This is a genomic window from Nocardia sp. CC201C (assembly GCF_030010695.1).
Taxonomy (GTDB): Bacteria; Actinomycetota; Actinomycetes; order Mycobacteriales; family Mycobacteriaceae; genus Nocardia; species Nocardia otitidiscaviarum.
This window is the reverse complement of sequence record NZ_JASCXP010000005.1, coordinates 15450-27252: the sequence shown is the minus strand read 5'-3', so window position 1 is coordinate 27252 and position 11803 is coordinate 15450. Positions and strand designations below refer to the sequence as shown.

Genomic DNA, 11803 nt, shown 5'->3' with positions numbered 1-11803 from the left:
GACGGCTCGGCGTCGGCGCGGGACGGCCCCGCGCGCTAGGCTGAGTCGATGCGAGGCGACATCGGCCGACAACCCTCATCCGCGAATTTCGACATCGTCGCGGTGGCCTCCTCCGCCGGGGGCATCACCGCGCTGAGCAAGGTGCTGGGCGGGCTGGGAGCCGACTTTCCCCTGCCCGTTCTGGTGGTGCAGCACTTGGACCCGCGACACGAGACCGTCATCGCCGACGTACTGTCCCGCCGAGCTCAGTTGCCGGTGCGCCTGGCCGAACCGGATGTACGCGCCGAGCCCGGCATCGTGTACGTGGCACCGCCCAACTATCACCTGCTGGTCGGCTCGAAGGGAGTGCTGGCATTGTCCAGCAGCGAACTCGTGCATTTCGTCCGGCCTTCGGCCGATTTACTGTTCGAGTCGGTGGCCGGCACGTACGGCGAACGCGCCATCGCGTGTGTGCTCACCGGATCCGGCAGCGACGGCGCGATGGGAGTAAGTGCGGTGAAAGCCCGCGGCGGCACCGTCATCGTGCAGGACCCGGAGGATGCGGAGTTCAGCGGTATGCCGGATGCCGCGCTGCATACCGGTTCGGTGGATTTCGTGCTGCCTTTGGAGGAGATCGCCAGGGTAATCCGCGGCCTGGTCGAAGTGAGGGGATCGTGACGGAATCCAAGCAGTCCGACGGCGTGCCGGAGGTCGACACGACCGCGCGGGTCGACGGACCGCTGGAGGATCTGCTGATCTTCATCCGCGACGCGCGCGGATTCGATTTCACCGGCTACAAGCGCTCGTCCCTGGCCCGCCGCATCCGCAAGCGCATGCACGAGGTACGCATCATGGAGTATCTCGACTACCGCGACTATCTGGAGAGCAACGCCGAGGAATTCCAGTACCTGTTCAACACCATTCTCATCAACGTCACGAGCTTCTTCCGCGATATCGACGCCTGGCAGTACCTGCAGCGCGAGATCGTTCCCGAAATCGTCACCGGCACCTCGGGCGGCGAGATCCGGATCTGGAGTGCGGGCTGCTCCAGCGGGGAGGAGGCGTACTCTCTCGCGATCGCTTTCGCCGAAGTGCTGGGTATCGACGAATGCGTCAAACGTGTCAAGATCTACGGCACCGATGTCGACGAGGAAGCGCTGCGCGACGCCCGCACCGGCCTTTTCACCGCCAAAGCGCTGGAGCCGCTGTCGACCGAACTACGCGGGCGCTATTTCGAACCCACCGGGGACAAGTTCGTCTTCCGCCCCGACCTGCGCCGCCGCGTCATCTTCGGCCGCCACGACATCACTCGCGACGCCCCCATCTCCCGGCTGGACCTGCTGATATGCCGCAATACCCTGATGTATTTCAATGTGGAGGCCCAGTCGCAGATCCTCGATCGCTTCCACTTCGCGTTGCGCGACGGCGGATTCCTGTTTCTGGGCAAGGCCGAGATGCTGCTGTCGGACAGCGAGCGCTTCGAGGTAGCCAGTATGCGCCAGCGTGTCTTCCGGCGTCGAGCGGGGGAGGCCGCATCGCAGCAACCCGTCGTTCCGCCGCGGCTGGACACCGGTCTGGGGCAGGAGGTGCAAGGATTCGTCAAGCGGCGGCAGCTGAGTGAACTCGCGCTGGAAACAGCGCCTTTCGCGCTCACCGGGGTCGATGCCGACGGCAAAGTGACCGTCATCAACAACCAGATGCGCGGACAGTTCGGCCTGAACCAGCACGACCTGGGCCGACCGCTCAGCGATCTGGAGATATCCTACCGGCCGGTCGAGTTGCGGTCATTGATCGAGCAGGCGGTCGCCGAGCGCCGGGCCATCAGGCTGACCTCGGTGGAACGTCGGCTGGGTCCGGACGACAGCCAGTTCTTCGACGTGATCGTGCAGCCGCTGTGGAACTCGGACGGGACAAATATCGGTGCGGCGGTGAGTTTCGTCGACACGACGGTGCCCACCCGGCTCTCACTCGAGCTCAAGGTCAAGCGCGAGGAACTCGAAACCGCCTACGAAGAACTGCAATCCACCAACGAAGAGCTCGAAACCACCAACGAAGAACTGCAATCCAGCATCGAGGAACTCGAAACCACCAACGAAGAACTGCAATCCACCAACGAAGAACTCGAAACCACCAACGAAGAACTCCAGTCGGGTAACGAGGAACTCGAAACCATGAACGAGGAGATGCGCATTCGCAGCACTGAACTCGACGAGGCCCGGACGTTCCTGGAGGGAGTGCTGTCCAGCGTCGCGGCGGGCGTGGTGGTTCTCGACGCCGATCTGCGGGTGCGTAGCTGGAACCGCGGCGCCGAGGAATTGTGGGGACTGCGCGCTGACGAGGTGAACCAGCAGTACTTCCTGACCCTCGATTTCGGACTGCCCACCCACCGGCTCAACGACGCCATCGCGCAGACGCTGCGCACCGGTCGGCGCACCGGACCGGTCGATGTCCCGGCGGTCAACCGCATCGGCCGTTCCATCGTGTGCGCGGTGACGTGCTCCCGGCTGGATGGTTCCCGAGACGGGGTGGTGCTGCTCATGGAGGAGACGCCGACGACCGCCGCCGCGCAACAGCAGTGACCCACAAAGAAATCCGCTCAGCAGGCCCGGTCGGCCGCGATCGGCGCTAAGCTGTTCTGGTGTCGTCGCCAGTGGCCGCGCACCCAGAGATCGCCGAGGCGTGGAGGTGCTACAGGCAGGCATTGGAGCGCGCTGCCAATGCCGCATCGACCGCTATGCGTTACGAGTCACAGGCCGCCCTTCGGCCCGAGTCGATGCGTCCGTTCCGGCTGCGAATGGCCACGCTGCATCGGCAGACAGAGGCACGCCAGCGCGCCTGCGCGCGGCTCTATCACCTGTACATCCTGCGACTGCTGCGCTGGCGCGCCGGTGGACAGCCGGCGCAGCGGCCCGTTTTCATGGCCGTGGTCGCCGACCAGCTGCACATGGACAGCGCGGCCGTCGTCATCTTCGACGACAAGCGGCACGAGTTGCTCACGGCAGTATCCGACGACACGGCGCGGGCGGCACACGAAGCGGAGTCGGTGCTCGGCGACGGCCCTACCCTCGATATCGCCGCCGGAACCGACCGAGTGCTCGCCACCGGCGCGGAGGTGACCCGGTCCTGGCCCCAGTTCGGCCGGGTCGCAGATGATCTGGGCATTCACACGGTGCTGGCGGTGCCCCTGCGGGTCGTGTCACGCCGGCTCGGCGCATTGTGCGGCTACTCCCGCCGGTCCAGTACGAACGACGACGCGCTCACCCGCGCGGCCCGGGTGGCGGACACACTGTCCAGCACCGTTCTGCTCGCCGAGCAGAACGACTCGAACGAACTCGTGCTGCGCGGCACCCTGTTCGACGACGCGGACTACCCGAGTATCGTCAACCAGGCGACCGGTGTGGTCGCGGCGCAGCACGGCCATGACCTGGATACGGCGCTGGCGCTACTGCGAGCCCGTGCGTTCGCCGAGGGAGTCTCATTGTCGGAGCTGGCGCACAGGGTGCTGGAACGCTGCCGATCGCGGTGACCGAGTACTCTCTGGACCGATCACGGGTGGGGCTAGGCTGACCGTATGGCGGATACCGCCCCGACCGGCGACCGGTCCACTTCCGGCGCGACTGCCCGTGATCGAGTCGAACGACTGCGGTGCCTCGCCGATCTGGCTCGGGAACGGGCGGAGGCGTCGCGGTCCACTGTGACCGACCTGCTGGTGCGAGAGCGGGCGGCGATGCAGCAGCACCGGGTCGATACCGAGGTCAGCGCGACCGAGCGGTTGCTCGATACCCTGGCTGTCCCAGGCCGGACACGGTATCCGGGCATGGAGGCACTCGACCCCTACTTCTTGGCATCCACCGGCCGTGCGCGACTGCTCAATGTGCTGCTGGACACTGCCGTCGCCGGTTCGTCGGCGGATATGGGGAACGTGCAGCTGTTCGATCCCGCCCGGAGCGAGTTGCGGATCGCGGCGTGCCGGGGCTTCGATCAGCCCTTCCCCACCCTCTTGGAGTCGGTGGTCGCGGGGGGCACGGCGGCGACCGCGGCCGTGATCCGCGCGGAGGCGGTATTGGTGCACGATATCGCGCACAGCCAGGTCTTCGACGAATCCAGCCGGACGGTGCTGCTCGACGCGCACGCCTACGCTGTGCTGTCACTTCCCATGATAACGACGAGCGGGCGCATCGTCGGAGTGCTGTCGTGCCACTACGAGTCGGCGAATACGTCAATGGAGCATGACGAATTACTGTTCGCGCTGCTGGCCGACGCGGGCGCCAGATCCTTGCAGTGGCAGGACCGACGTCCCGCGGACAGTAGGTTCCACGCGCGTGTAGCCGACCTCAATCCGCTCGATTAGCAATGCAGCACAAGGTATTTCCAGGCTGCGAACACGAGTTGAACTATTTTCCTACGTAGTTGGCCCCCAGGTCTATGAATTGTATTTGTTTGCAACGTTTTATCCGGTCATATACTCCGAACCAACCGACCCGTTCCGCTACGAGTACACGGGCCCGGAGCCGACCGATTCCGGTCCCGCGGCACGCCATCGCGCGTATAGTTCTTCTCACGTTTCCCCGAGTCCCGAAGCGCGGCTCTGGATCCTTGCCAACCCTTGGAAGGCCAGATGTCCGGCATCGCTCGCACTCTCCGTGTTCCGCTCCCGACCATCGGGTATCGCGACATGTCCCAACCCGCCCCGACGGCCTTCCTGCCGGCGTGTCGATGTGCGCGAGATGCCACGCGGGAAGATGCGACCCGCAGCGGTCGGCGACACACGTGAGATTCACCCGGTACAGGAGGTTCATCATGCCATTCGCCGATCGCCGCGATGCGGGCCGCCGACTCGTCGAACGTCTCCGGGCCTTTCGGGGACCGGACATCCTTGTCCTCGGCATGCCGCCGGACGGTGTCGTCATCGCCGACGAGATCGCCACCGCACTCGGGGTGCCGCATGGCGTCCTCATGATGCACGACGCCCACGCCGCTGTCGCGGGAACATCGGCGAGACCGCTACGGGGCCGCACCGTGGTGCTGGTACGGGATGCGTTCCACGTCGACGACGTGGCCGACGTGCGGGCCGCGGTACGTGCCGTGTACCACGGCGGCGCGCTCCGCGTCGTGGTGGCCGCACCCGTCGCCGAGTACCGTGCGGTAGGTCGGCTCGCCGACGCGGCCGACAAGATCGTATGTCTGAGCATGCCGGACGTCCTCGGCGATATCGATCAGTGGTATGGACACGCCCGGACGCACGGGCACGCGGATGCGCGACAATACGCCCACGATGACGCCGGGAGCGGGACCGGAGGGTTTCGCGGGATGACGGCGCGCATATTTCCTCGGCCGATCACCCGCGTGGCCCCGACACGTGCGCAAGCCTGATACACGCGGGGAGCACGGGCTCATGTCCCGCCCCGAGCGGGTATCAACTTCTGTTTCACATTTCCGTGGTCGACGCGCATACTACGTCCGTGGGGCGTGGGAAACCGACGAACAGATGCAATCCGAACTCGCGGTAGGACTGTCCGAGCTGACCGCGGCGCTGCTGTCCACATCGGATATCGAGGGATCGCTGTACGGCTCGGCCGAGGCGATCTCCCGAATGCTGCCCGGTCAACCCATGACGGCGATCAGCATCGCACGTACCGGCCGTGCACCGCTGACAGCCGCTAGTTGCGTCCGGGCGCGAGCGGCCGATGCGATCCAATACCACCTCGGATGCGGACCCGGCCTGGAGGCCATCGAAACGAGGCAGCCGATCAAGGTGGTCGATGCCGCCGGAGAACACCGCTGGGGCGAGTACCCCACGCAGGTCCTGGCACATGGTGTCCGATCGATCCACTCCGAGCCCATGGCCATCACGCCCGACGATGTCGGTATCCTGAACCTGTACTCGGCCCAGCCCCACGAGTTCGACCACCCGGTGACCGAGGCGATCACGCTGACCGCCGCTCATACCGGAGTCCTGCTGTCGGCGGTGCTCGCAACCGCGCGCCAAGCCGCGCTGACCGATCAATTGCTCGACGCGCTGGCCTCCCGCTCGGTCATCGACCAGGCTTTGGGCATCGTGATGGGACGGCGGCACTGCGGCCGCGAAGAGGCCTTCGCCGTGCTGCGCGAGACCTCACAGCACCGCAATATCAAACTCGCCGTGGTGGCCGCTCGACTCATCCACACGGTGACCGGAAGCTGGCCCGAGGAACCACATTTCGGAGCTGAGGACACCCGGCGCGCCCCTCGGCGATATCCGGGGCACAACTAGACAATTTGTGTAGCTGAAGAGGCTTTTGTTGTCATGGTGAGGCGGTAGTGCTTGCCTGGAGGCATGTTCACCGAAGCTCAGCTGTACTCGCCGGTGACCACGGGCGCCGACGGTGATGTGACGGTGCATCTGAGCGACGAGCATCCCGGCGTGCACGATCCGGAGTATCGGGCCCGCCGCAATGCCATTGCCGCCCTCGCACTGTCGTATCGCCCCGGGGAGCCGGTGCCCCACGTCGACTACACCGGCGAGGAACAGGAGGTCTGGCGGATCGTCTCCGCCGAGCTGGCCCGCAAACGCCGCCGCTACGCCTGTGCGGAGGTGCGGGCGGCCGCCGAGCGGCTGGCGCTGCCCGCCGACCGCATTCCCCAACTCGACGAGGTGTCCGCGGCCCTGACCCCGCTCACCGGCTTCCGCTACGTGCCCGCGGCCGGGCTGGTGCCGCTGCGGGAGTTCTTCGGTTCCTTCGCGGACCGGATCTTCCACTCCACGCAGTACATTCGCCATCACAGCGCGCCGCTGTACACCCCGGAGCCGGATGCGGTGCACGAAATCCTGGGCCACGCCAATCAATTGGCGAGCCCGCGCTTCGCCGCCATCTACTCCGAGGTGGGCGCGGCGGTGGCCCGGTTGGAGACCGACACCGCGCTGAAATTCCTGGCCGATGTCTTCTGGTTCTCCATGGAGTTCGGCGTGGTCCGCGAGGAGGGCGAGGTCCGTTGCTACGGTGCCGGATTGCTGTCCTCGTACGGCGAGATCGAAGAGTTCCGCGCCGCCGAGCTGCGGCCGTTGGACATCGCCCAGATGGGCACCATCAGCTACGACATCACGCATTACCAGCCGGTGCTGTACTGCGCCGAGTCCGTGGCCGAGATCGAGGACGTGGTGGGCGGCTTTTTCGCCGAGATGGACGACGAGTCGCCGCTCAGAGTGGCATCCCGGCCGACAGGAAGTCGATGATCCCGGCGACGGCCGCGAGATCGAACGGGTCGCGGTCGGGGTCCATCAGTACCGCCTCGGCGGCTCCGATCAGCGCCCCGGCCAGGGCGCGCACCTCGACGTCGCGGGCATCGCGGCCGACCCGTTCGGCGACCATCCCAGCGATGAGGTCGACATTGCGGTCCATCTCCCGGGCCAGCGCGCCGCGCAGTTCCGGGACGCTGCGCACCAGATCCGCGCGCTCACGCTCGAACGCGAACTGACTCGGGTCGAGTGCGGCGACAGCCTCCAGCATGGCCCGTTTGATGGCTTCCAGCGCGGGCAGTTCCCGCGGCTGCTCCCGGTATTTCGCGATCAGGATCGGGTCGAGGTCGTCCGCCAGCACCAGTTGTTCCTTGGACGGGAAATAGCGGAAGAAGGTGCTGGGCGACACCTCGGCCGCCTCGGCGATCTGCTCCACGGTGGTCGCGGCATAGCCCTGCTCGCGGAACAGTCGAAAAGCCTCGACGCGGATGGCCCGGCGGGTGCGCTCCTTCTTCCGCTCACGCAGCGACCCGCCGGACCGCCCGGCGGCTCGGCGGGTCTCGGGCTTCGACTCAACCGACATGCAGTGATTGTCCCGTATCGGCCGCGCGCGTCCGACCTCCGGCTCGCGGCCCGGTGGTCAGCGCCGCGAGCCCGGCCGCGGCCAGACAGATCGCCGCGCATACCCACAGCATGGCGCTCATACCGCCGACGAAGGCGGTCCGCACCGTGTGCAGCGCGCCGTCGCCGAGCTGATCTGCCACCGCCACACCGGAATTCACGCTGTCGCTGATCGGCGCGCGATCCAGGTCGCCGAGTCCGGCGCGGTAGGCGGTGGACAGTACCGTGCCGAGTACGGCGATGCCGATGGTGCCGCCCGCCTGACGCAGCGCCTGTAGCAATGCCGAGCCGGAACCGGCGCGCTCGGCCGAGAGATCGTCGATGGCCAGCCCCATAGCGGCGGGCATGACGAAACCCATGCCGATACCGAGCAGTGTCAGGGAGGTGGCCGCGACTGGATAGCCGCTGTCCACCGTGATGAATGCGCCCAGGGCGAGCCCTCCGGCGAGCAGCGCGAATCCGGAGGTGAGCACCACGCGCGGTCCGGCCGCGGGCAGGAGTCGGTCGGTCACCCGGGTGCCGATGAGCAGACCCGCGATGAGCGGCAGCAGCCGCAGCCCGCTGCCGAGCGCATCCGCGTCCAGCACGGCCTGGAAGTACTGCGGCATGGTGAAGAACAGGCCGAACATGGCGAATTGCACCAGGACCATGTACACGGTGCCCCAGCGGAATCCGCGCGCCCGGAACAGTTCCGGATCGATCAGCGGATGGGTGGTCCGCCGCTGCCACAGCGCGAACGCCGCCAGCAGCGCCACCCCGGCGGCGATGCAGGCCCAGGCGATGCCGTCGCCCCAGCCCTCGTCGCCGCAGCGGATGAAGCCGTAGGTGAGACCGAGCATGCCGAGCACCGACAGTGCCACACCCGGCAGGTCCATGCGGACCACAGTGTCGCCGCGGGATTCCGGCAGCAGCAGCGGCACCGCGATCGCGCCCACGATCACCAGCGGCACATTGATCAGGAACACCGAGCCCCACCAGTAGTGCTGGAGCAGCCAGCCGCCCACGATGGGGCCGAGCGGCAGGCCGATGGCGGTGGCGGTGATCCAGATGGTCAGGGCGCGCTGCCGCTCGTCGGGGTCTGGGAACAGGCCGGGCAGGGCCGCCATGGACAGCGGCATCATGGCCGCCGCACCGACCCCGAGCGCGGCGCGGGCGGCGATGAGCTGGCCGGAGGTGGCCGCGAAGGCGCACGCCACCGAGGCGACGCCGAACAGCAGCAAGGCGCCGAGCAGGAACCTGCGGCGGCCGTAGCGGTCGCCCAGCGCACCGGCGGGCAGCATGAGCGCGGCCAGCGCGAGGGTGTAGGCGCTGGTGAACCACTGCAGCGCGGCGGTGTCGGCGTGCAGGTCGACGGCCACGGTGGGTAGCGCCACGGTCAGCACGGTGACATCGAGTCCGATGGTGAGCATGGCCACCGAGAGCGCGCCGAGGGCCAGCCAGCGGCGGGTGTCCGCAGCCTTCATGACAGCTCCGATCATTTGCTAGTTACTATATTTTGAAAGCGTCTATCATTTACTAGTCGCTGTCAATAGCTGTCACGTCGGTCGCGTTCGACGCGACGCCGCCCGCGTTCGCTGTTAGGTTCAACCGGTCCGAAACGAGATCGACTGACCCACATCGGGTCTGGACACAAGAGGCACGAAATGACGGTTGATACAACAGAATCCGAAGCCACCGAGACCCCACTCCACCTCCAGGGCCGCGACGCCGTGATCGCCGCTGCGGCAGCGGAGGATTGGCGCGCGGAGGCTCCGGACTACCACCTGAGCAAGGAGGTCATGCCCAAGGAGCGCACCACCGACCACGCCCCCGGTTCGCTGGAGGCCATCGTCGAGGAGCTGGTGAAGGTCTTCGAAATGGAGGTGTCGCACAAGAAGGACCCGGCCACCTGGGTCTCCCTGGTCGCCGAGCACTACCGCGGCCGGGTCAACGGCGGTCCCTGGCAGAACGCCGAAGAGTTCGCCCGCATCGGCAGCTACAACATCCTGATCGGCGACAACCCCTACTACCCGGCGGGCGAGGACTTCGAATCCTCGCACCACATCTTCCACACCGCCTTCCCGGGCGGTTTCTTCTGGGAGGTGCTCGAGGTACTGGCGGGCCCACCCACCGTCACCTTCAAGTGGCGGCACTGGGGCCGCTACACCGGTGCGTACCAGGGCCACGAGCCCACCGGTGAGCTCATCGAGATGACCGGCATCACCATCGCCAAGGTCAGCGAGGATCTGCGCATTCTCGAACTCGAGCACTTCTACGACAACAACAAGCTGCTCGGCCCGCTCGCGCACGGCTGCCCCGTGCACAAGAGCACCGAATAGCACTCTCCCCCAAGCGGTTACCGCCGCTGCGCCGATACACGGGCTCGTCACCCGGATTCGGCGACCACTCCGGGGGGAGATCTTCGAGCGTCGTCGGCCTCCGCGCGGTCGGCGACGCGCCGGAATACGGTGCGCGCGACCGCATCGCGGCAGCTCCCGTCCGTACGGTCGGCACCGGGCCCGCACACCGTCCGGCCGGATATGGGACCGACGGTTCCCGGCACATGCGGTGGACCGCGAATCGGCCACCGTTAAGCTCATCCACGATGAGTATTCGCCGCGGGCCAGCACCCCACGACTACGCCACCGAACCCGCCCGGCACCTCGCGGGCGGATGCCGGGGCATTCGGACCGGCCGGTTCGCGGCGCTGCGCGCACCACTGCTCGCAGTCGTCCTCATCGCCTTGTCGGCGATCGGTCCCGCCACCGCGCAACCGCCCGCCGCCGATCCGACCACCACGGCACCGTTCACCACCCCCAATACCGACGCCTGCCCGAACAAGACGCAGCCGCCACCACCGGTCGACACCTCGGAGGTGCCCGCCCCCGGCCAGCCCACGCCCACCCCGCTGCCGATTCCGGCGAAACCCGTTGGTGGCGACCAGCTCGGCGGCTGCGGCCTGGTGCTGCCCGAGGGCGCGCCGACGGTGCCGGAGGACATCTCCGCCACCGCGTGGGTGGTATCGGACCTCGATACCGGCGCGGTGCTCGCCGCCAAGGATCCGCACGGCCGCTACCGGCCCGCCTCCACCATCAAGGTGCTGCTGGCCGCCGTGGCGCTGCGCACCCTCGATCTCGACCGGGTGGTGATCGGCACCCAGGAGGACGCGAATGTGGAGGGCACCCGGGTCGGCATCGGGCCGGGTGGCCGCTACACCAATCGGCAACTGTTCCAGGCGCTCATCATGGCCTCGGGCAATGACGCCGCGCACGCCATCGCCGCGCAACTCGGCGGCGACGAGGCCGCGGTGGCGAAGATGAACGCGCGAGCGAAACAGCTGCGCGCCCTGGACACTCGCGCCGCCACCCCGTCGGGTCTGGACGGTCCGGGCATGAGCACCTCGGCCTACGACCTGGCGGTGCTGTTCCGCGATGCCATGGAGATCCCGCTGTTCGCCGAACTGATTCGCACCGAACAGGTGGACTTTCCGGGCTTTCCGGCGAATCCGCTGGTGCCCGGCGACGAGGACCATCCCGGCTTCGCCATCGGAAACGACAACCACCTGCTCTTCAACTACGAGGGCGCGCTGGGCGGCAAGACCGGTTTCACCGACGATGCCCGGCAGACGTTCGTGGCCGCCGCCGAACGGGGCGGCCGCCGACTGGTGGTGACCCTGTTGCAGGCCGAGGTGCGTCCACTGCGGCCGTGGGAACAGGCGGCCCGGCTGCTGGACTACGGTTTCGCCCTGCCGGACGGGGCGACCATCGGATCACTGGCGGATGTCGGGTCCGAACGTACCGAGAGCACCGATTCCGCTGTGGCCGTGGCGAGTCCACCACTGGACGACGCCGGGGCGCTGTCGCCACGCGGCCGAGATCACGACAATCTGCGGGTCACCCTCATGGTCGGCGGCACCATCCTGGTGCTCGTGCTACTGGCCGGGGCGCGCCGCATCAGCCGCCGTCGCTACTGAAACCGCCCGCCACCGGGTACCGATCGATCGGGGCG

Annotated in this window: 11 protein-coding genes; 9 read left to right on the top strand and 2 right to left on the bottom strand. The window is 67.4% G+C overall.

Features of this window, described 5'->3' with window-relative positions; all coding sequences use genetic code 11:
• The first annotated feature begins 48 nt into the window (after positions 1-48).
• The 7 genes from QK444_RS01260 (at position 49) to QK444_RS01230 (ending at position 7192) form a co-directional block, all read left to right on the top strand.
• Positions 49-657, top strand: coding sequence for a chemotaxis protein CheB (locus tag QK444_RS01260; RefSeq protein ID WP_282776202.1), 609 nt, complete (start codon positions 49-51; stop codon positions 655-657).
• Positions 654-2558 carry a CheR family methyltransferase gene (locus QK444_RS01255; protein ID WP_282776199.1) on the top strand — a complete coding sequence of 635 codons (1905 nt, stop codon included), beginning with the start codon at positions 654-656 and terminating at the stop codon, positions 2556-2558. The genes QK444_RS01260 and QK444_RS01255 overlap by 4 nt, the downstream gene beginning before the upstream one ends.
• A 155-nt stretch (positions 2559-2713) precedes the next feature.
• Positions 2714-3505, top strand: a complete 792-nt coding sequence (locus tag QK444_RS01250; RefSeq protein WP_282776198.1) for a GAF and ANTAR domain-containing protein — start codon at positions 2714-2716, stop codon at positions 3503-3505.
• Positions 3506-3550: 45 nt separating this feature from the next.
• Positions 3551-4330 (top strand): GAF domain-containing protein, encoded by a 780-nt coding sequence (locus QK444_RS01245; protein ID WP_282776197.1) that lies wholly within the window; start codon positions 3551-3553, stop codon positions 4328-4330.
• 449 nt (positions 4331-4779) lie between these two features.
• Entirely contained in the window at positions 4780-5352 is a 573-nt protein-coding gene (locus tag QK444_RS01240; protein ID WP_282776196.1) for a hypothetical protein, read from the top strand.
• Positions 5353-5467: 115 nt separating this feature from the next.
• The gene (locus tag QK444_RS01235; RefSeq protein ID WP_282776195.1) at positions 5468-6232 is read left to right on the top strand and encodes a GAF and ANTAR domain-containing protein; all 765 of its coding nucleotides are present in this window, start codon (positions 5468-5470) and stop codon (positions 6230-6232) included.
• A 63-nt stretch (positions 6233-6295) separates the two neighbouring features.
• Positions 6296-7192, top strand: coding sequence for a phenylalanine 4-monooxygenase (locus QK444_RS01230; RefSeq protein ID WP_282776193.1), 897 nt, complete (start codon positions 6296-6298; stop codon positions 7190-7192).
• Here QK444_RS01230 and QK444_RS01225 read toward each other — a convergent pair.
• Both QK444_RS01225 and QK444_RS01220 read right to left on the bottom strand, forming a co-directional pair.
• On the bottom strand, positions 7158-7778 hold the full coding sequence (locus QK444_RS01225; RefSeq protein ID WP_282776191.1) for a TetR family transcriptional regulator: 621 nt from the start codon (positions 7776-7778) through the stop codon (positions 7158-7160). The two genes, QK444_RS01230 and QK444_RS01225, sit on opposite strands and share 35 nt — an antisense overlap.
• Positions 7768-9279, bottom strand: coding sequence for a DHA2 family efflux MFS transporter permease subunit (locus QK444_RS01220; protein ID WP_282776189.1), 1512 nt, complete (start codon positions 9277-9279; stop codon positions 7768-7770). The genes QK444_RS01225 and QK444_RS01220 overlap by 11 nt, the downstream gene beginning before the upstream one ends.
• 180 nt (positions 9280-9459) lie before the next feature.
• Here QK444_RS01220 and QK444_RS01215 point away from each other — a divergent pair, with 180 nt between their 5' ends.
• Together QK444_RS01215 and QK444_RS01210 are read left to right on the top strand one after the other, a co-directional pair.
• Entirely contained in the window at positions 9460-10134 is a 675-nt protein-coding gene (locus QK444_RS01215) for an ester cyclase (RefSeq protein WP_282776187.1), read from the top strand.
• A gap of 266 nt (positions 10135-10400) precedes the next feature.
• A complete protein-coding gene (locus QK444_RS01210; RefSeq protein ID WP_282776185.1) occupies positions 10401-11768 on the top strand; it encodes a D-alanyl-D-alanine carboxypeptidase family protein in 1368 nt (455 codons plus the stop codon).
• Positions 11769-11803: the final 35 nt, after the last annotated feature.